The sequence below is a fragment of the Wolbachia endosymbiont (group A) of Limnophora tigrina genome (genome assembly GCF_964263225.1).
In the GTDB taxonomy this organism is placed as follows: domain Bacteria; phylum Pseudomonadota; class Alphaproteobacteria; order Rickettsiales; family Anaplasmataceae; genus Wolbachia.
On the sequence record NZ_OZ181654.1, the window covers coordinates 1 to 20,890 of the forward strand.

Below are 20,890 nucleotides of genomic sequence, written 5' to 3' on the forward strand. Positions count from 1 at the left end.
ACATCAGAAGGCTTAAACCTTCCAGATGGAGTTACAAGTTCTCCATTCTCATCACCAGTGCAAAAGAGCACCTCATCAACAACACGACGTCCAACTTCCTTTAGCAATTGTGTAGAAGTAATAAGTTCCGGTGGTGTTCCTTGAGTATACCCTATAGTGATTACGCTATCTGCTATAATTGCACTATTTTTCACACGTTCAATCGTACCTTCGCTGCTGTCAACTGTGTAATCTATGCTTGACTGATAGATTGTTTGCCCTGTATAAACTTTTACATCTTTAATAGTGTGGTGATCTAAGGTTATTTTTCCGTCAGCTGCAAAAGTTTTTTCAACTTTATAGCTGCTTTCCCAAGTAGAATCTCCAGATCCCCAAGCAAGATGTATAGCTTGTTCCTTAATACTTGCAGCAATAGCTGCTCTACCTGATTGTGTAAGTATTGACATATACGATTATGCGATTGATATTATATATATACAAGATTCATAGAAAAAACGTCCAATTTTCTTGCAATAATAGGCTCAAAATTTTTCCAAGGGCGATTTAAGTGGCGATGTTCATGCCAAGTGACTATACCTGGGTAAAATGTTGTTACGTAATTTTCTAGCTCATGAATAGGGTCTTTCTGTTTTAAATCTGAGTCATTTTGATAATCAACATGATATTCTCTTAAACTAGACTCTATTATTCTTTGATCAGTAAAATTCTTCGCTTCATAGTAATAAGATATACTAAATCGCTCTAAAATTGATGTGCGTTGAAAATTCCAAATCTGCTCAGAGAGTTTATCTTCACTTAAGTAAAATGTACGCTCTATTTCTTCATAAGCAGTTGATGCAAAACAAGCATTTATATCCCCTAAGTTCCAACTACCTGACAATACTATCAACGCTTTAGCAAACTTAATTTCTGGCAACAAACTCTGTGGTAGAGGATATAGTGCTTTTAAGTTATACCACTGATGACTTCTTTCATATATACCGTTGTAATTCTTCGTGTGAGGCTCTGTTTCTGATAATATTGCGACATCTAACCTATATAAATCATTACTGTAGCTTCTATCATAATGTGATCTAAAAGTGCCAAATTTAAATCTTGGATTTCCTATTTTCAGTTCAAATGAGTTTTTTCTTCCAAACGATAACACTGGCCCTTCTTTTGCTATTTTTATACCTGAGTAATCTGAAAGAAGATCTCCAAAAATACTTTCATCTAATATAAACCGCTGAGCATTGTAATAGTCATTGAATATTCGCATTAATCGAGATCTTGCCGGTGCAGAAAGTTTTGCCAAAGCAATTACACTATCGACAAAAAAATCATTAGGAACATCAGTGATGCCAATTTGAAATTCAGCAAAATGCTCTCCTGGTGGTTCTTCTTGAATAGTAATATTATCAATGTTTGCCCACTTAAGTGCCATCTTCAGTGACTCTGGTGTACCGCGCAAACGTTGAAATTTTATTCCGTTTTCCTTAGCTAAGCTATAATCTACTTTATGCTCTGGTAGTTGGGATAAAATTTCTTCTAGGCCATACTCAGCTACTAGCCACGGTAACATTTCTGTCTTAGGATTAAATTTAAATCCCCGTAGAGATTTTGTATCAAGAGAATAATTAATTACATCTGTAAGTATTTGCTCTTGCTTTAATGAATTTGGAGGAAGTATCACCATTGTTTACCTAACTTTCAAACCACGTAAAGTAACGCATTCATTATCTTGCACGATGATGTCTTCTATCGGCTCTGTAAGCTCTATATTCTGCACAACTTCTGCAAAGAGATGGGCAATAATCCATGATCTGGTAACATTCCACCCTAAACCTTTAGTAGACTCAAAATCTTTGACAAATTGTTCTTTTGCAGCTTCAATCACATCTCTTGATGCAGTAGGATAAATATGCACTTTAGCATGAATAGTAATTGGAATAATACTACAGCCAATAACTGTAAGCGTATCTGTTAATACACGAATATCATCACGAACAACGTGACTTCTGACGACCTTTAGCAATTCTTCCGAAGGTACACCATCATTTTCTGTGGAAAGTATTGAAATCTGTACACTTCCTGGTATCGGCGATACCACTTGTGCATCTTTTACTCTTGTGTCAGCAGACAACGCATGATAGCGATAATGCTCTTTACTCCCTGCTGTTGACCAACCAACAATTTTGGCTTTTACCCGCTTCCTTAAGGATTCATCATTCTCTGACTCCTTTCTCAGCACACCATAAAATTCAGCCAAGTGATCAAGGTCATTACCTCTTGCAAAAGCAAGTAAATTTGCCTGTGCTGCATCATTAATCCTTTGCCTAAGCAAAAGTTCACGCCAGGCTGCTACTTCCAAGATCTTCATTGCTGGATCACTTTCAGTTAACGCAGAAAAATTTGCATTCCGACGCACTAATTCTTCTTTCATTCGCGAAAAGATTTCCTCAAATTTTAATGTTTCAACAATATTTGGTGTTTTCATTCTACTGCCTTATACTATAATACCATCAAGGCGGATCAGCTTTCCATTTGGCAGATAGATTCCCTCTAAAATGAGAGTTACTTTACCTTCTTTTATTTCTGTTATTTGTACACGTTTAAGCTTAAATCGACGCTCCCACTTTTCTAATGCTTCTGCAACTGCTGCATAAAGTTCTTGTGCAAAACCAGGTACAATTGGATGATCAATCAGCTCAAATAACCTTGATCCGTAATCTCGGCGCATAACACGAGTGCCAATTGGCGTAGTTAAAATATCAACTATTGATTGTTTTAAATGCTCTATACCACTTATTGTTTTACCAGTTTCAGAACTCATACCACGCATATTATTTACCCTGCAAAAACGTTATCACTCCCTTCTTCTGCTATTGCTACACAGGAAATTAGGTCACCAGTACGAGCAATGGCTTTGCCATTTACAAACACTGCTTTCGACCCTTGTGTCATTACTTTTCCTTCACTAAAATTATCTCCTTGCCTACAGACAGGTCTTCCGTTTATAAATACATCTCTGCTTCCACTTATACAAAAATGCAGCAACGCTCCTTCACAGTGATCTCCTAGGCGTATAACTGATTTATTCATTCCTTTCCCTAATTTAGATTTACTCTTTTTGCTTTTAGTTTTATTTCGCTCTTTGTTATCTCTACACTTGATTCCCCAACATTCAGTGTTATCTTGTCTACTACTTCAATCTCTAAATGATGTTTCTCTTTATCATACGTAAATCTTGTCCCATCTTGAAATTTTACACTATTTACTTCCTTTTTATTCTCTGGAGGAGGGTATTTTTCCTGATATATTGCCGGTAACACCACCCCCAAAGACAATTCTCCCAATGGTGATAATACTATTACCTGTTCATCAATATTTGGTGGTGACCAACTTTCAGCTCTATTTGTTATCCATGGAAGAAAATCTGTTACAAGTTCACCTATTTTAACTTTTACTTTAGCTTTTTCATAATCTATTTTTTCGACAATGCCTATACGGACAATGTTGGCCAATTTCCTCCGCAATTCTGAAATTGCAAAATTACTTTCCAACATTCACATCGATTAAACGAGGTTTTATTTTACTCACTTCCCAAATCGATCGCCCTACATGCAATTCGTGCGCCCAGTCTACCATCCACACTAAATATGCATCGAGCTCTGGCCTAAAATCATCTCCTCCTCCTGATATAAATTCTCCTGGTGAAACATTTTTCACGTTCCAAGTATTTTTATTTACTACTCTGGCAACCTCAGCAGCTAATGATCTGACAATAATAGAGGCATTTTCTATTGTGCTATCGATCACTATTCGTGCCTCAAATTTTGCTCTCAGCGCTAGCTCCTCTGTTCCTGGATCTTTTCCTTGCTCTAGACTTGACAATTCTATAAATACCGCTGGAGCTGCTAACTCTTTCCTTATTGCTGGATAAACCTCACAAGTTTGAATTGCTGGTATCTCTGCCTTTAGCGTATTACAGATTGCCTCATGTAAATTAGTCCAAAATGCCGTCATAAAATAACTTATGTGTAAAATATTTTTCAAATATCCTTTCAACTTCATAATTAACAAGATTTTCTATTATCCTTGAAGCCTCAGGTTCAAGTGGTAGTTTAACCTCCTGTATCGGTAGTGCTGTTCTTCCTACACGTTTAAAAATACCACGATAGCCTCTTGGCATCGTTGCCATAAATGCATCATTAAATGCTGTTCTTATTTTTGCTTGTTTTATATTTATATCATACAGATATGCTCTAATTAAAACCTTCAAAGTGCTTTTCCTTGCCTTGATAATTCTTAGTCTTTTTCTAATTACTTTTAGCCTAATTTGCTTTTCTTCACTGATTTCTCGGACAGCCTGAGATTTTAACCATAATGCCGTTTTGTTTAGCGCTCTTACCGCTGCCAATTCTATTTTGGCTTTGTTAGCATCAATGTTGTGAATAATTCTCTCAATATTTTCATTAACCTCAATGTTAAACATCATTCTCTCCAAGTACTGTACATTTTATATTCCATACTATTCCTGAATTATCTCGCAGTGGTGGAGAATATACTTTATATTTACGACCATCAATAACAAAAATATCTCCCACCATTGGCCTCAGTACATCAAAAACATTTACCTCAAGAAAAAGCATCTCTCCCACAAATTGTCCTTCACCAATCTCGTATAATTTATCTGGCTGTTGCTTTAGTACTTGTACCATATATGACTTATCCTTTGATTCATACAAAGCTACTTTTCCTAAATGAGCAAAACAATCTTTAAATAATCTCTTAATATTCTCTTGCACATTTCTCCGCTATATACTAACATTTATATGCTAAGAAGAGGTAAAGCATTCTTCTGCCTCACACCGCTTTATATTTGCTCTACCTATGTTGCAACGATCTTGACTAGTATTGCTGGACGGTGGCACATTGGCAGAGGGTTTGACTGCGTATGCAAATCAGTCCCTCTATCAAATCTTCTTGGCTCTTGTTTTGCATAGAGTGGCTGTCCAAGAGTATTCACTGTTTCATTAAAATCTGCTGGTGCAAAATATGTTGTAAATGTGCTTGCTGTTCCTACTGGAAAACAGTGCCCCGTATCCCTTTCTATAAATCTTCTCACGGTTCCTTCAGGATCAGTTGCTTGTCCTCTATATTCCTCAAACGTTATTCCACAGAACGTAAATCCTGACCTCATATCATTTCTTAGCGCTGCTCCTTCTTGCCATCTCTCATATGCTTCTTTCACTTTAGCATGAGAAGTAAGTGCATCAAAAAACTCAGGGCTTACTAAAGCATGAATTCCTGTCATATATTCACCACTTAAGTTGTCCTCAATATGCCGCAATACTTCCAAACATTTTCTCTTTACATCTGTTGTTGCTGTTCCCAGGGCAAAATTTACTACTTTTGGCGTGATTTCAAATTCGTTGTACAGATTTAATAATTCTGACCCGTCAGCATCTAAAATTATTCCTTTCAGCGCTCCCATTCGCAAATGCTCTAATGTTATTGCATGTTTGTTCCTCATCAATTGCAAATGATCGGTTATTACATCTGCCAGCGCTTTAAGTTCACTCTCTGATCCAAATGCCCTTATTCCTTGCACTTCTTCTGGCAGTACTACATCATCATGTGGAATATGTGGAATCGTAAATGTTCTTACTTTTCTTTTTCCTCTTTTTCCTACTGTTGCTGGTGCTCCTGGTATTTGTGTTGGTAATAAACTTAATACTCCGTTGTGTTCTTCTATGGTAATATGTCTAAATCTTACTGACCTACTTGGAAATAAATTTAAATTTTCAACCCGTCCATAATTTATCGGCAATATATTCATCGCATTAGTTAGTGCCGTCATACTAAATGCTGTATTTGTAAATGGATTTTGCATTTTTTCTTTTCCCCCTTTGTGTTTTTTATTGTTTAATATAGCTTTAGACTGCTTTACGGATAATGATCCCTCGTGTTTCAAGTTGCTTTATTGCTGCATTTTTCTGCTCTTCAGTGATATTTGCTGGCCATACAACTGCATGATCTGCTAGCATTGCACCGCGAGCAATAATTACTCCTTTAGCATTTTCCTTTGCGTTTACATCACTTGAAATTACTCCTATTGCCGTTTGTGTGCCATCGGTTGCTGTTAGATTTAAGACCCTAATAAAACCATCTTCAGTCTTTTTAGCAACTACTGCACCAAGCTTGAGATTCTGTCCTTTGGCAACAGTTATTTGATCTCGTGAATATAAATTTGATGCTTCATATTTTAGAAGATCACCAAGGTTATTTTGTTCTGTTATACTACTCATTTTGCTTTTCTCCTTTTGTTATATATTTTAAATGCCTACGACTTTTCGCTACCTGCATCATCAACTCTTCTCCTGAATTCTGTGGTATTGTACTTATTATCTCTGTCTTCTTTGTTCTTTCTGCAAGTAATTCCATTAAAACTTCCCTTGCTTGCTCAACACTTACACTCTGCTCAATAAATTCTCCTATTTTCTCTGGCATCTTTGATATATTACATAAACGTATTAATTCAAGAACTTCAGTACGATACTTAGTTAAATTATTAGTTTCTTCTTTTAGGTCAGTTATAGTTTGTTCGTTCATAGTAATACTCCTGTTTTTATTAATATATTTAAACTCTGAAAGAATTGTCATTCCGTCTGCAAGGCCTATTTCTACTGCTTTCTCCCCAAAATATAGCCCTGCCTCTGTTGATCGAATCTTTTCAATTGAAAGACCTCTGTTCCTTGCTATTAGCTGCAAAAACATTTCATATAGTCGATCTACTTCTTTTTGTAAGCTTTCCAGACTTTCAGACGTCATTGGCTCATGTGGGTTTAAATCATTCTTTCGACTACCAGCAAAGATTGTGGTGTACTTAATACCTTGCTTTTCATCAAATCTACTTTGATCTATATGACTTGCTATTACTCCAATACTGCCAACACCAGAAGTTCTGCTCACAAATACCTTTTCAGCGCTAGAAGCTATAGCGTACGCTGCAGAATATGCATCATCATTTGCTATTGCCACAATTCTCTTTTTTGCTCTTGATTCGTAAATAAAATCAGCCAGGTCAAATATACCGTTTACCTCTCCTCCTGGGCTATCTATTTCCAGTATAATTGTCTCTATGCTACTATCTGCTAATGCTTGTGTAATTTGTACTTCTATTTGCTCATATGATGTCATCCCGAGCATTTCATCAAACGCACCTGGTTTTTTAGTCAAGATTCCATGAATTGGTATAATTGCAGTTCTTTCTACGTTACTTTTGATGGAGTGCTTTATGTTTTTAAACGTGGGATGTTTTTGATTGTTCAATAACAATAGCTCAAAACTTCTTGGCTCAAGCATTAATGGTTTTCCTAAGAGCATCATAATCCTTTACAATCAGAGTCAAACATTAAGTTGAGACTATTTGCACGCTTTTGATCTTCTGCTATTTCCTGGTCAATTTCTTCTACATCATAACCCATTTCTGATACTACTTCCGATCGACTCTTAAATCCATTTCTTACTGCCATTTGCTGTGCTTGCTGATCTTTCAGTGGATCCACCCAATCAAATCCCTGTGGTATCCATTTTACTTCTTCTTTCGCTGCTTTTACTACTTTTTCATCTATACTCAGTTCTCCACAAAGCACTGCTAATTCTAGCCATCTATTCCAAATAGGTCTACAAAACTGGAACACTATCACGTTATGCTGTAACATTGCGCACCTTCTGCGAAACTCTATCAACCCTGCCCGAATGGATGAATAATTAACGCTTGTTAAATCTCCTGTTAGCTGCTCATATGTTATTCCTGTGCCTATTGCTATTGCCCTCAGTTGCTGTCTCATGAATGCTTCATAACTTCCTCCAACATCAGACGGCTCTGAAAATTTTATGTCCTCTCCTGGGTCTAAAGCTGCATTGTTCCTGGCTCTAAACCTGATAATGCTACTCCTTGCTCATTCGCTTCACCTTCTCCTAAAATATTTGCCTCAGGATCAAGTCTTGTAATAAACCCTGCAAACATTGCTGCTGTCTTTTTTCTCACTAATTCTGCATCATCGTATTGATCAAGCTCATAAAGTTTCAGAAGTATACTCGAAAGCCATGGCTCCCCTCTAATTTGCCCAGGTCTTAATGGTCTATAGATATGTAAAACATCGTTTGCTGGTACTCTCACTGACTCTCCAAACGAACCTTCTCCTGGATGTTCTCTAAATAAGTAATATGCCTCTCTTTGCCCAAGCTTGTTAAACTCAATCCCGTTTCTTATTACATTACCATTTCCTAAAGTTTGATTTGTTTTATTATCTAAATGTTCAGACTCAAGTACTTGCAGTTGTAATGGCACAGAAAATCTATCTTCCAGCTTTCTCGTTCTTAAACGTACAAAACATTCTCCTCCCTCTATCATACTTCTGCATACTAGAGCTTGTAATCCATAAAAATCACTTACTCCGTTACTATCTGCTTCATCTGTCCATTTTAGCCATAATTCTTGCACTTTCTTTCGAAATTCTGCATTCTTTGCTTTTGATTGCGGTTTTATTCCTGTTCCAATAGAGTTACTTACTATTGTATCAATGATATTTGCTGCATATGGATTTTTTCTCACCATATCACGTGATCTACTACGTAAAGTTTCAAGGCTTTGAGACAGCAAATTGTTTATACTTCCTAACTCTGGTTGAAAGTGAAAAAATCTTCTTCCTGAGCCTGCTGCATCCCACGCTGAGCTTTTTATCTTTGGTTTGTTAAATAATTGCTTGAAGGTTTTTAGCAGCATTTATAAAATTCCTTTACTCGTTGAAAAAACAATTTTCCTCTTTGGCCTCATGCCTGCAACTTTTAACCCCGCTTTTATTCGTTGCCTGAGCTCCAATAAATCCTTTATTTGAACTTCCCCGTACCTCACAACATGGTCACCATATGCAATTGAGACAACTCTTTCTCCGCTTTGCAGTTTTTGAATTGCTTTCTCAACTTGAGTTAAATATTTTTCACTGTACATTTTGATTACCAAGCCACTTACTCTGTCTTACTTTTTTAGGCTTTTTGCTTTCCATTTTTCCACTTAAACTATTCCATTTACTCTCTGGCCATCTGTCTATTCCCAGTGCTATCGATGCAGCTCTTGCGTAAATTCGGCAATCTAGTACTTCATTTCTTTCTCTTACCTTTTGCCACTCTTGTTTGGTGTATCCTTTTACTACCTTGCTGACTAATTGCTCTGCCGTTAGCTGCTTAAAATATTCAGGTGCATACTCAGGAAAATGACAGTATCCTGCTGGCACTTTTTCTTTTTCCCCGTTTTTTAAAACATTAAGTAGCTGAAAAAGCTCTGACTTTAATATCGATACTCCTACTGGCCACAGCTTTATTCCTCTCTTTAGCTTTTGACCACCAACTGTTATATCTACTCTACTTGGGCTGCTAAGTGGTACTAGTGCTTTATTTACACCTTTTACTGCCATTACTCTTCCAGAGCCTTGATGACCTCTTACCCAATTGTATACTTCTTGTGTCGCATACCCAGCATCAACCGCCATCATACTTATCATATATTCAAGACCATTTTCACCAATAAAATGATGATTTAAGAGCTCAGAGAGTTTTCTCCATACTTCTCCACCCCCAGTATCTCCTTCAAATACTTGGTAGTCTATTGACCAACTTTCACGGCTTTTTCCCCAGGCTACAACTTCTACTTCTAAACAATCTTTTTGGACATCAACACCTGCTGTGAGAACTACTTCGCCTTTTGGTACTGTACCAATCTGAAAAAATTCTCTCCTGTTAAATAATTGCTTCCAGTCTGGTACTTCTCCTTTATCTACCCAAGTTTCTCCTAAAGTGGTATTTATCCAAACTTTTAGTAATTGTTCACTCTCTTTTGCATGGAGAAAATCCTCTACTGCTTGTTGCCAACTATACCAGCCTACTGGACTATACAAACTCGATAAATGAAACCCTTTTTTTTCACCTTTTATTGGATTGGTAGGCCTCCACTCTCCTCTAGCTAGCATCTCTGTTTTTTGATGATTTTCTATTTTGCCGTTACACTCTATACACACATAGTGCGCTGTATTTGGATTTTTATCTTTCCACTTTATTTGTGGCCATTTCAGCACCTGATAGTGATCACAATGTGGACAAGGTACAAAAAAGTATCGTTTATCTGAACTCTCAAACTCTCTCTCTATTCTGCTTATTCCGTGAACCGTTGGCGTTGAAACCAAGAATATTTTTCGCCGCGTAAATGTATTAGTTCGAGCAATGCTGAGCAAAACTGGATCTCCTTCTCCTCCTGAATCCCCTGGATACGCATCTACTTCATCAAGAAAAAGATATTTTACCGGCATAGATCTCAGTCCTACACTGCTGTTTGCTCCAGTTATTACTACTATTCCACCTGGAAATTCCTTACTTTGCACAGTATTCCCTGAATCTCTTGACCTTGGGTCTTTTACTTTATTTTTTAAACATGGCGTACTTTCAATCAGTGGCGCAAATCTTCCCTTTGACCAACGCTTTCCCATTTCGACTGTTGGCTGCACAACTAACATTGGACCTGGTGTTTGATCGATAATATAGCCAATCCAATTGTTACCTGCTTCTGTTCCCCCAATCTGCGCTCCTTTCATGAATACTACTTTTTCTGCTGGTGAGGACGGAGAAAGTGAATCCATGATTTCTTTTAAATAAGGAGTTCTTTCCGTTCTCCATTTCCCTGGCTCTGATGCTGCAGTTGCTGCTAAAACTCGATACTCATTCGCCCACTCTGATACTTTAAGCTGGGGATCTGGTCTTAAACCTTCAGAAAAAGCTCTAGCGTATATCATTGTCTGCATCTACTCATAACTGGTTCTATCTCGACATCATTAACAATAGAACTACACTCCTCCATCTCCATAAACATCTTTTTCTGAAATTCCTTTTCTATATATCTTTTGCTCATCTCACTTATCATTATTGCTATAACAAGAGCAAATATCCCTGTTATTGTTGCAAAAATGATTGCACTGCTTATTGTTGTTGCTGTTAAACCTATATATGCTGCCATTGCTACTGCACTTACTGAGGTAAAAACACAGATCACATTGTTGTATTTTCTTACTTTTGCATCTCTATGTTCTATACACCTATAATAAACTGGTACAGACTTGCCTATCTCGTCTGGTAATTTGATGCTCTTTTCTTTAAATAAAGTTTTTAGCAACTCTAAATTATTTGACTTGATTGCTAAGTGCAGAACAGGTGTATAATTTGCTCCTTTTTTCAGCAATAACTTTACTACATGTAAATGCCCTTTTTCCGCAGCAAGGTAAATCGGTGATAAACCTTTATTATTTACAATATCAATATCGATTTCTTCTTTTAAAATTGTATCTACAATCTCAATTTCTCCTCTTTGTGCAGCTAAATGTAGTAGACTACTCTTTTCAGAACCGTATTTATTACTTATCAAAGCCTTCTTTATCTCAGGTTTAGCGTAATCAAATGGTGTCTTGCCGCTATCGTCTTTTACCAGAGGGTCTATATCTTCTCGCGTTAGTAAAACCTCTATTGTTTTAAGTCTTTCAGCGTAATGTAGTGGCGTTTTATTTTCGTAATCTTGTAAATTGACTTGAGCATTAGGCTCCTTTATTAAGCATTTGAGGATATCAAGACATAAGTCTCTTTCATCGTAATTAGTATTACTTACAGCTATATGCACAGGTGATAATTTCATCGAGTTTTGTCCTACACGTGCGCTATTTACATCTGCTCCTAGCTCCAGTAATAACTTTACTATCTCCAATTTTTTGTTGTTAACTGCATAGTGCATTGGTGTCTGATTTCGTGCATCAAAAACCTCGATTTCAGCTTTTCCTTCTCTTATCAAAATCTTTACAACTTCTGCATGTCCTATCCCTGCTGCTAGATGTAATGGCGTATGATGCAAAGCATTTCGTACATTAACGTCAATACCTTTTCCTATCAAATATCTCACTGCATTAACTTCACCTATCATTGCAGCTAAATGAAGTAAGCTATCTTGTTCTGACCCGTACTTGTTATTAATTAGCGCTTGTAATATTTCTGCTTTTTTCCCTTCTTTGGCGTAATCAAGAGATGTTTTACCTTCATTATCTTCCACAAAAGGATTAATATTCTTCTTCGTGAGTAACAAATCCACCATGCTTAATTCATCAAATTCTATAGCGCAATGTAGTGGGGTTTTTCCGTTTAACCCTCTGACATTAACATCTAATCCAGGTTGATTGATTAAACACTTTATTAACTCTAAACTTAAGTTATCAGCCATTTTGTATTCAAAATCTTTTTATATTTTAAATTTAGCGTTAGATAATTCTTCAAGTGAGTTTGTAATCTCTTCAGTTAGCGCCATATGAATCTTTTCAGTCTCACTCAGTGATGCAAGCAGCGCTGAAACTCTATTTGGAATATTAAGCAAATTATTACGGACAACTCTTGCTACATTAAATGCTTCAGTTTTTACCTCTTCAATTGACACAAATTTGCCTACTTCAGCTTTCACTTTAGCTTCCAAAAGTTTACCACGCTCCGTTTCATTTTTTATTCGCGTTTTTAGCAATATCGTTGAAAGTTTTTCTCCATTCTCTTTTCTTCTCAGTGGTTGACTTGGATCACGAACAGCTTTCAGAGCTTCATTTGCTTGCTCTCGGTCAATGAGTCCATCTTCCAGTTCAACAATTCCTTTCTTCGCTAAAGAACAAACATATTGCCTCGAAAACCCTTTTTCTCTTGCCCATTCTGCTTGAGTAATTCTCACCATTTTTCTCCTTTTTTGGCACTGATCAGCTATAACTGCACAAGTAGTCAACATTTAAAATATCTCTGACGCTAAAGAAGGCCTGGGGTTGGGACCACCAAACCCTCCATTCTGGCCGAAAGGACCCACTTTTTATGATATTTTTAATACACTAAAATCTTTACTAAAATTCATAACATAGAACATTAAAGCTAAAGAATCTGCTTCATTATCATCTGTTGGACAAAAACCCTTTTCCTGTACTGCCTCAATGACATCAGCTTTACTTGCATTGCCTTTGCCTGTTATAAAGCGTTTGATAGTTTTCACAGATACACCTTTGTATGGCACATGATGTTCTTCACACCAAGCAGAAAGGTGTGCTAAAAACCCTCCATAGATATGTGCAGCATCAGTTCCTAAGTGTCTTCTCACTTCTTCAAAGTACACAACTTCAATACCTGGAAATTTATACTTAAGTGCATTAAGCCAATTACGAAAATTTAAAAACTGCATTCCACCACCACTAAACCTGCTAACATGAAAACTCTTACTTCCACTTTGTACTATTCCATCATGTAAAATAGTCCAACCAGTTTGTTTACCAAGATCTAGTGTGAGCATTTCCTTTCAATTGCTGAGTACATATATATACAAGATTTGAAAAAATTACGTCCAAAAAATCTTTAATTTTCGAAATTTAACAACTAACATGAAAACTCTTTTACAGCAGTTTGTTTGCCAAATCTTTCAATTGCTGAGTACATATATATACAAGATTTGAAAAATTTTCGTCCAAAAAATCTTCAATTTTTGAAAAATTTTTTATAATTAACTCTTTCTTGAAGATGTTTATTTAAAAACCTTACTTACCCTAAACATGATTTTTCTACTTTCAGAGGTTCTTTTATTATTCTAATCTGATATTTTATATGTTTTTATATATGTGTATATTTTTATATATGTATTATATATATATATTATATATAAGGGTTTCAGGAAGCTAGAATCCTCCATATTGGCGGACTTCAGATATGCCGTTCCTAGGAACGGTTTTAGGAACGCATGGTGAAAACCCGCCATACAGGCTAGTTTTAGATTCCTGATTCCTAATTCCTGATTTAGGAATCCAGTAATTAGGAACGGAACTTAAGGTTATAGAGAGCATACTTTTCAACTATTTTCCTCTTAAAAATTTAAGCTATTCTTTTAATAGCGAAATCCACATTTTTAGCTCTTTAGGTGATATTGAATTTCAAAATATGAAATTCTTATATATTTTTAATATAACTTTAGGAAGCCTGAGCTACCCATTCTTTGAAATCCATTCAAAATAGGTTCTAAAAACCTGAACTGTATTATTTTAAATTGCACCGGTATTATTCTCAAAAAAAAATAACAGAATATCAATAGATTAAAAATCGCATCAGTATTATTTATTTTTGCTCCTGTCCTACATAAGGGCATTAATAACTCCCATCCTTAAAGCATTAATTTGTTTTAGGGAAAATCATGAAATTAAAAAATATAGCTATAATTGTTAAAAACGTAAAATACCAAGCCTATAGACTAAAACTTGCCAAGTGCTTTATTGATGAGAATAACGAAGACCTTGAGCAAGAACTCTTCTGTGAAATTTGGCCATGCCTTGATCAGTATGATGAAGATAAAAGTAGCTTTAACACCTTTGTAGCAAGATTAACTGAAAATAAAGCTATTAACCTGTTAAAGAAACAGCGATGTGCAAAACGTGACATCAATAACTATATTAGCACTGATGTAACAGAGCTACTTGAGAGTGAAATAACAAAACGCATTGATGTAGACTATATGATCTCGGTTTTACCAAAGGAATGGCAAAATATATGTGAGCAACTTAAGTTTTTCAACTTACATGAAGTTGCCAAAATGAACAACGTTTCAAGAACCACTTTAAACAATATTATCAAGAAGATACGTGCCAAACTTTTTCCTATTTACTACGCAGGTAAAAAGAAAAATTGAACAAAATTTTTGCCTTTCTTGTATATATACATCGTAGCATGGATAAATAATGATTCTTAAAATTTTGAATAATAATGAAAGATTGCAAACAATATCAAGTGTAAAGATGGTCATCTTTGGTCCTTATGGTATTGGTAAAACAAGTCTCCTAAAGACTATAGATGAACCAACACTTTGCCTTGATTTTGAAGCAGGGCTTCTTGCCGTTCAAGACTGGCAAGGAGATTCAATAAGTGTTCGCACTTGGAATGAAGCTAGAGATATTGCTTGTCTTATAGGCGGTTCTAATCCTGCATTAAAATCTGATCAAGCATACAGCCAAAGACACTATGAACATGTATCTAGTAAGTACAAAGATCTTTTCTCTGAGTTTTCTAAATACCGATGCATCTTTGTAGATAGCATAACCGTTGCTTCACGTTTATGTCTGTTATGGGCAAAAATGCAACCTGAAGCTTTTTCTGAGAGATCAGGAAAACAGGATATGAGAGCTGCCTATGGATTACTTGCTCAAGAAATGATGGCTTGGCTCAATCAATTTCAACATATCAGAGATAAGGACATCATTATAGTTGGCACTTTAGGTCAATATCTCGATGACTTCAATCGTCCAGTTTGGCTACCTCAATGCGAAGGAACTAAAACTGCTAGTGAAATTCCTGGGATAGTTGACGAAGTAATCAGTATGGTTGGAATCAAGAAAGATGATGGAACGGAGAAGCGCTCTTTTGTTTGCCACACTTTAAACCCTTGGGGATACCCAGCTAAAGACCGTAGTGGACGCCTGAGTATGGTTGAAGAACCGCATTTAGGCAAGCTGCTTACAAAGATTAAAAGCAAGTTTTAAAATTTAAACATGGAGAGTGATATATGTTACAAAACCTATTAACTGATTTTAACACTGTAAAACCGCAAAGTAGATTGATACCAAAAGGTACAATAGTAAAGGTAAAAATGACAATCAAGCCTGGAGGTTATGAGCATTGGTTTACTAAAAGCCCCACTACCGGTAGCATTTATTTAAATACAGAATTTACCGTTATTGAAGGTTTATATGAAAAGCACAAGATTTACCAAATAATTGGTATTAAAAGTAATAAAGCAGAAGATACTTGGGGAGAAATGGGTCGCTCTATGCTTCGCAGTATCTTGGAATCGGCACGCGACATTCATCCACATGACAATTCAGAAAGTGCAATCCTTGCTCGTAAGCTAAATTCAGTTGCAGAGTTAAATGGTTTAGAATTTACAGTAAAAGTAGGCGTTACAACTGATGAATATGGAGAAAAGAACAAAATTGCTTCAATAGTTACTCCGGAATACCGTAAAAATTATGAAATTGACAAGGTACCATTTTGAAGTACGACGAGGAAAAGCTTTGGTCTGCTGTCATTACTAGAGCTATTCAGGATGCAGTAGGAAAAAACCAAAAGCTGAAAGAAGAAGCAATTAATTGGCTGAATTCAAAATCTTTTGAAACTGTTTGTGAGCTAGCTAATCTCAACTTTAAACGTATGAAAAATATGTATGGGAGTTTTATGTCTCAAAAGCAAGAAAAGATAAAAGCATTATTAATTGATAATATCAAAGAGTGTGTTTCTTACCTACTTCCAAGTGGTGAATTTTACCGAGAAAAAACTTATATTGGAAACTTAAATGGAAATACAATTACGGTTAAAATAGTAGGTAAGGAAGCTGGTGATTGGCGTAATTTTACTGAAGGGACTAGCGGTGATATCATTGATCTTTGGGTTTTAATTAAAGGTGATATAGATTCTGCTAGGAAGTGGCTAAATAAGAAATCAAAGAGTGGAGAAAAAAGGGAGGAAAAGAGAGAAGAAAAAATATTTTCTGTAAAGCAGTACTTGAGTGATCAATCACCAATACCAGAAGACATAATAGCTCCACGAATTCTCACTCCAGGTGGTCTTTTAGTCATTGGTGGTACTCCAAAGGTTGGTAAAAGTTATTTTCTTCTCTCTTTGCTTGCACATCTTGCGGCCGGAATGTCGTTTCTTAAGATGAAGTCAGCAAGACCGCTAAAGATAATTTATCTGCAAAATGAGATGGAGTACAATTACATCAGGGAACGCATACAACAAATCATAACTAATCAAAGGCTGCCAAATCTAGCAGAAGAAAACTTGATTGTTACTACAAAAATGAGATTAACTTTAAATGATGAAGGTATAGAGAGAATGAAAGATATCATAGGAGAAAAATTTAAAACAATAGACCTTATCGTCTTGGATTCCCTTGACTATGAAAATATATTTTCCGGCCTGCAAAGTAGAATAGAAAAACTACGTTCTGTAATTAATCCTATGGCTGGAATAATTATTACACGTCATACCAGAAAAGTATCCACAGCTACATTAGCAAAGAATCCATTTCAAGCTTTAATTGGTGCTAATGCTTTAAGAAGCTTCTATACATCTGGTATTGTAATGTTTCAACCAAATAAACGTGCAAATGTTTTGCAAGTAGTATATGAGCTAAGAAACGGTAAATCAATACCAGTAAAATTCATTAGCAGGGTAAATGGGCGTTGGCAGAACTCTAAAGTTATAGCTACGGCTTAATTTATCCGCAAAAACGGACAGTATGGTAGAGCTAAAAACTCAGCTTTTACAAAACATTAGATCTTGTCTTTTTCACCTACTACCAAGAGGGACATTTCGTGGTGATAAGTTTTATGTAGGTGATGTACAGGGTAACAGTGTCCGTTCAGCAGAGCGGCAAAATAAGGTAGACAAAGCAAGATAATAAAGATAATCATAGGGTAAATATGAGGTAATATGGTAAACCTTTTAGAACTCTGCAAAAATTTACAGCAAAAAATAGAAAAGTTAGAAGCAAAAATAGAAAGATTGGAAAGAGAGAATGAAAGTTTAAAAGCAGAGCATGAGGCTTTAAAGATAGAGAACGCTGAATTAAAGGAAAGGCTAGGTTTAAATTCAAAAAACTCATCAATTCCCAATTCAAAAGAATTATACAAAATGAAAAAGGAAAAGCCAAAAAGCGAAAGAAAGATTGGTGGTCAAGTTGGGCATAAGGGTAATTATCGTGCTAAAATGGAAGCAGATGAGGTGATAAAGATAGAGTTGTCACCTACTTGCGAATGCGGAGGGAAGATTGCAATATGCGAAAAACCTTATATTCATCAGAAAGTAGATCTTCCGGAGATTAAGGCTTATGTAATGGAATATCAGTTGGAACATGGCCGTTGTCAGAGATGCGGAAAAAGAAGAAGTAGCAAGTTACCAGAGGGTGTTACGCCAGATACATTTGGCCCAAGGGTTAAGTCAGTAGTTGCAGCACTCAGTGGGTTTTATAAAAATTCAAAGCGCGAAGTAGCTAGCATCATAAATGATATCTTCAATTTGAACATAAGCGTCGGTAGCATATCAAATAGTGAACATAGAGTTGCTTCAAAATGCAAAAAAATGTATGAGCAGATCGAACAAGAGATAAGTAGGAGTAAAGTTCTACATATTGATGAAACGAGCCATTATAACAAAGGTAAACTCGCTTGGTGTTGGATGTTTGCAAGCAATACGGCAAGTTTTGTGAAGTTGACAGAGTCAAGGGGAATGAAAGTTTTAAAAAATAGTGTATGCTGCAATCGTAATAGCTTGGTAGTAACCGACAGATATGCAGCATACAACTACTTTGCTGATGAAAGAAGGCAAATCTGTTGGGCACACTTAGCAAGGGATTTTGAAAGATTAGCGCATAGTTGGAAATTTGAAGTTAAAGTTCTGGGCTGTTACTTGAGAAATGTAGCCACTGAGTTATTTGCACTGAAAAAAGCTTTACTAAAAAATGAGATAGATGTTTCAAGATTTATTAGACGTGCCAAGAAATTGCGAAAACGTACAAGGTATTATTTGAAGGAAATATCTCGCTTACCTGAAGCAATTGGAGCGTCTCGAGTTGCAAAGAATATTTTGAAATCTGAAAGAATGATGTGGAAATTTTTAGATGACCCAGAAAATACTCCGCTGACAAATAATCACGCTGAACGGCAAATACGGCATTATGTCGTTTATCGCAAAAATTCATATTTTACACAATCAGAACGAGGAAACTCATTCCTTGAGCAAATAATTTCGTTATACTTAACATGGAAACAGAGGAGGCTAAACCCTTTTCACAATCTTCTATCTATCGTTTCTTAAACCACTCTGCTGAACGGATACAGGGTAACAAGGGCAAAAGCACTGTAATAGAGTTAACAGGTGAAAGAGCAGGATTATGGAAAGATTTTGCAACAGGAGAAGGTGGTGACATTATTGACCTTTGGGCAACGGTACATGGGAAGAATGCCAGAATGGAATTTCCTGAAGTAATGGCTTCAATAACTGAATGGCTTGGCATCAAAGAAAAAAATAATATTAGAGATCTAGAACAATACCTGACTTGTAGTTGGAACTACTACGATGAAAATAACCAAGTAATCGTAATAGTCTACCGTTATGATCCTCCTTTAGAGAAAAAACAGTTTAAACCATTTGATGTTAAAAAGCAAAGATTCAAAGAGCCAGAGATAAGGCCACTCTACAACATTCCAGGTATTTTAAAGTCCGATAAAGTTGTTCTTGTAGAAGGAGAAAAATGCGCAGAAGCACTTATAGAGAAAGGAATTACAGCTACAACTGCGATGTTTGGAGCAAATGCGCCTATTGATAGAACAGATTGGACTCCGCTTAAAGGTAAACATGTTATCATTTGGCCAGACAATGATGAAGCAGGTAATAAATATGCTAAAAACGCTGAAAAGAAACTTTTAGAACTTGGTGTTGCATCACTTGCTACGCTTAAGATTCCATCGGATAAACCAAGGAGTTGGGATGCTGCTGATTGTGTGTTAGAGGGAATAAATGTTTCGGAATTTATTGAAAAAAACTCAAGAAAAATAATTATTAAACCACCACTTGATATTTTCAGCTGGAGTGTAGAGCGTTTTGTAGGTCCAGTACCAAAGCAAAGATTCTTGGTTGAAGGATTATTTCCTTTGGGTGTAACCTCTATTTTGGCTGCAATGGGAGATACAGGCAAAGGTATGCTTCTTCTTGACCTAGCCCTCAAGGTTGCAGGTAGCATAGATCAGGTATGCGGATTTGGCCAACTTGTTACTGAACACGGATCTGTTGTGGTATTTTCTGCGGAAGATGATACAAATGAAATACATCGTCGCTTAGAACGACTCGATCCAAAATGCGAGAGATTAAAATATAAAGATAGGCTATTTATTGTACCATTACCAAACATAGGAAGATCTTTTACCATACTTAAGAATGTTCGTGGTAAAGTCGTAGAAATATCTCCAGAATTTGAGTCGGTAATGAAGCAGCTGAGGAGAATAAAGGACTTAAAGCTCATTATATTTGATCCCCTTGCTTCTTTCATTCATGCAGATTTAAATGCTGATCCAGCAGTAGGGGATTATCTCATGTGTTTATTATCTGATTTAGCATGTAGCACTGGGGCTTCAATAATTACTGCACATCATATGAGGAAATTAAAGGGAGAAAAACCTATATCAACTGTAGAGCAAGCACGGGATGCTATTCGAGGTACTTCTGCTCTCGTAAATGGAGTTAGGTGTTCTTTTGCTTTTTGGCCTGTTGAGGATATGACTAAACCAATGATTTTTAGGTCAATTGGAAAAATCCCCAGACAAAATACCTTATTTTATGGAGCTGTTGTTAAAGCAAATGGCCTGGCTGATCGTACTGTACGTACTTATCTGAGAAATGAAGAAACAGGGCTATTAGAAGACATCACTGAACAATTAAAAGCTCAAAATACTAGTGATAAGGATCTTAAAATATATCTTATTGATTCAATTGCGCGAGCTGCTATTTCAGGACATCCATTTACTCATACAGGAAGTGCAGGAATACATAAACAACGACATAGACTACCTGAAGTTTTTCATAGTATGGGAAGGGATAGACTAGAGCGTATAGTTCAAGAGCTTTTACAAGCAAAGCAAATAGTTAAAGGAATGGCTAATGGTTCAAAAGAGGATAAATGGCTTGATGTAAAAACAGGACCATTTGCACGTGGAGTGGGAAAATTTACTCATGGAGCTGAAAATCTTTAAAATCAGGAAAC

General features: G+C 36.2%; 24 protein-coding genes and 1 pseudogene. 7 read left to right on the forward strand and 18 right to left on the reverse strand.

The annotated features are described in order from the left end of the window. The 18 genes and pseudogenes from ACE38P_RS00005 to ACE38P_RS00090 form a co-directional block, all read right to left on the reverse strand. On the reverse strand, positions 1-446 hold a 446-nt coding region (locus tag ACE38P_RS00005; RefSeq protein ID WP_374699274.1), incomplete at its 3' end, for a hypothetical protein. A 20-nt stretch (positions 447-466) separates the two neighbouring features. Further along, positions 467-1,672 (reverse strand): phage tail protein, encoded by a 1,206-nt coding sequence (locus ACE38P_RS00010; protein WP_374699813.1) that lies wholly within the window; start codon positions 1,670-1,672, stop codon positions 467-469. A 6-nt stretch (positions 1,673-1,678) separates the two neighbouring features. Continuing rightward, positions 1,679-2,476 (reverse strand): baseplate J/gp47 family protein, encoded by a 798-nt coding sequence (locus ACE38P_RS00015; protein WP_374699275.1) that lies wholly within the window; start codon positions 2,474-2,476, stop codon positions 1,679-1,681. 9 nt (positions 2,477-2,485) lie between these two features. Beyond that, on the reverse strand, positions 2,486-2,821 hold the full coding sequence (locus tag ACE38P_RS00020) for a GPW/gp25 family protein (protein WP_264687695.1): 336 nt from the start codon (positions 2,819-2,821) through the stop codon (positions 2,486-2,488). Between the two features lie 5 nt (positions 2,822-2,826). Next, positions 2,827-3,081, reverse strand: a complete 255-nt coding sequence (locus tag ACE38P_RS00025; RefSeq protein ID WP_374699276.1) for a PAAR domain-containing protein — start codon at positions 3,079-3,081, stop codon at positions 2,827-2,829. A gap of 8 nt (positions 3,082-3,089) precedes the next feature. Beyond that, complete coding sequence (locus tag ACE38P_RS00030) at positions 3,090-3,545, reverse strand: phage baseplate assembly protein V (protein ID WP_065094332.1); 456 nt, start codon at positions 3,543-3,545, stop codon at positions 3,090-3,092. Then, the gene (locus tag ACE38P_RS00035) at positions 3,532-4,005 is read right to left on the reverse strand and encodes a hypothetical protein (RefSeq protein WP_374699277.1); all 474 of its coding nucleotides are present in this window, start codon (positions 4,003-4,005) and stop codon (positions 3,532-3,534) included. Before ACE38P_RS00035 ends, ACE38P_RS00030 begins: the two co-directional genes overlap by 14 nt. After that, a complete protein-coding gene (locus ACE38P_RS00040) occupies positions 3,986-4,474 on the reverse strand; it encodes a phage tail protein (protein ID WP_264377374.1) in 489 nt (162 codons plus the stop codon). The genes ACE38P_RS00035 and ACE38P_RS00040 overlap by 20 nt, the downstream gene beginning before the upstream one ends. Next, complete coding sequence (locus tag ACE38P_RS00045; protein ID WP_374699278.1) at positions 4,467-4,787, reverse strand: hypothetical protein; 321 nt, start codon at positions 4,785-4,787, stop codon at positions 4,467-4,469. Before ACE38P_RS00045 ends, ACE38P_RS00040 begins: the two co-directional genes overlap by 8 nt. Before the next feature lie 83 nt (positions 4,788-4,870). Further along, positions 4,871-5,875 carry a major capsid protein gene (locus ACE38P_RS00050; protein ID WP_374699279.1) on the reverse strand — a complete coding sequence of 335 codons (1,005 nt, stop codon included), beginning with the start codon at positions 5,873-5,875 and terminating at the stop codon, positions 4,871-4,873. A gap of 43 nt (positions 5,876-5,918) precedes the next feature. Then, entirely contained in the window at positions 5,919-6,290 is a 372-nt protein-coding gene (locus ACE38P_RS00055; protein ID WP_164224825.1) for a head decoration protein, read from the reverse strand. Continuing rightward, positions 6,283-7,368, reverse strand: a complete 1,086-nt coding sequence (locus ACE38P_RS00060) for a S49 family peptidase (protein WP_374699814.1) — start codon at positions 7,366-7,368, stop codon at positions 6,283-6,285. Before ACE38P_RS00060 ends, ACE38P_RS00055 begins: the two co-directional genes overlap by 8 nt. Then, positions 7,368-8,773 (reverse strand): annotated as a pseudogene (locus ACE38P_RS00065) (phage portal protein). Before ACE38P_RS00065 ends, ACE38P_RS00060 begins: the two are co-directional and overlap by 1 nt. Beyond that, positions 8,774-8,998: a gpW family head-tail joining protein gene (locus tag ACE38P_RS00070; RefSeq protein WP_174516715.1), complete on the reverse strand. Its 225-nt coding sequence runs from the start codon at positions 8,996-8,998 to the stop codon at positions 8,774-8,776. Continuing rightward, entirely contained in the window at positions 8,988-10,829 is a 1,842-nt protein-coding gene (locus ACE38P_RS00075; RefSeq protein WP_374699280.1) for a phage terminase large subunit family protein, read from the reverse strand. The genes ACE38P_RS00070 and ACE38P_RS00075 overlap by 11 nt, the downstream gene beginning before the upstream one ends. Next, positions 10,826-12,295: an ankyrin repeat domain-containing protein gene (locus ACE38P_RS00080; protein WP_374699281.1), complete on the reverse strand. Its 1,470-nt coding sequence runs from the start codon at positions 12,293-12,295 to the stop codon at positions 10,826-10,828. Before ACE38P_RS00080 ends, ACE38P_RS00075 begins: the two co-directional genes overlap by 4 nt. An 18-nt stretch (positions 12,296-12,313) precedes the next feature. Further along, positions 12,314-12,787: a hypothetical protein gene (locus ACE38P_RS00085; protein ID WP_374699815.1), complete on the reverse strand. Its 474-nt coding sequence runs from the start codon at positions 12,785-12,787 to the stop codon at positions 12,314-12,316. Positions 12,788-12,916: 129 nt separating this feature from the next. Then, entirely contained in the window at positions 12,917-13,387 is a 471-nt protein-coding gene (locus ACE38P_RS00090) for a Holliday junction resolvase (RefSeq protein ID WP_264376793.1), read from the reverse strand. Between the two features lie 888 nt (positions 13,388-14,275). On the opposite strand from ACE38P_RS00090, the gene ACE38P_RS00095 reads away from it, so the two are divergent. The 7 genes from ACE38P_RS00095 to ACE38P_RS00125 are packed head-to-tail and all read left to right on the forward strand — an operon-like array spanning position 14,276 to position 20,879. Continuing rightward, a complete protein-coding gene (locus ACE38P_RS00095; protein ID WP_374699282.1) occupies positions 14,276-14,767 on the forward strand; it encodes an RNA polymerase sigma factor in 492 nt (163 codons plus the stop codon). Between the two features lie 49 nt (positions 14,768-14,816). Then, positions 14,817-15,614: an ATP-binding protein gene (locus ACE38P_RS00100; RefSeq protein ID WP_374699283.1), complete on the forward strand. Its 798-nt coding sequence runs from the start codon at positions 14,817-14,819 to the stop codon at positions 15,612-15,614. A gap of 23 nt (positions 15,615-15,637) precedes the next feature. After that, positions 15,638-16,126: a hypothetical protein gene (locus ACE38P_RS00105; RefSeq protein ID WP_374699284.1), complete on the forward strand. Its 489-nt coding sequence runs from the start codon at positions 15,638-15,640 to the stop codon at positions 16,124-16,126. Then, a complete protein-coding gene (locus ACE38P_RS00110; RefSeq protein ID WP_374699285.1) occupies positions 16,123-17,349 on the forward strand; it encodes an AAA family ATPase in 1,227 nt (408 codons plus the stop codon). Before ACE38P_RS00105 ends, ACE38P_RS00110 begins: the two co-directional genes overlap by 4 nt. Positions 17,350-17,371: 22 nt before the next feature. Then, complete coding sequence (locus ACE38P_RS00115; protein WP_374699835.1) at positions 17,372-17,533, forward strand: hypothetical protein; 162 nt, start codon at positions 17,372-17,374, stop codon at positions 17,531-17,533. Between the two features lie 32 nt (positions 17,534-17,565). Continuing rightward, positions 17,566-18,948 carry an IS66 family transposase gene (gene tnpC / locus ACE38P_RS00120; RefSeq protein WP_374699286.1) on the forward strand — a complete coding sequence of 461 codons (1,383 nt, stop codon included), beginning with the start codon at positions 17,566-17,568 and terminating at the stop codon, positions 18,946-18,948. Further along, positions 18,894-20,879, forward strand: a complete 1,986-nt coding sequence (locus ACE38P_RS00125; RefSeq protein WP_374699287.1) for an AAA family ATPase — start codon at positions 18,894-18,896, stop codon at positions 20,877-20,879. Before tnpC ends, ACE38P_RS00125 begins: the two co-directional genes overlap by 55 nt. Positions 20,880-20,890: the final 11 nt, after the last annotated feature.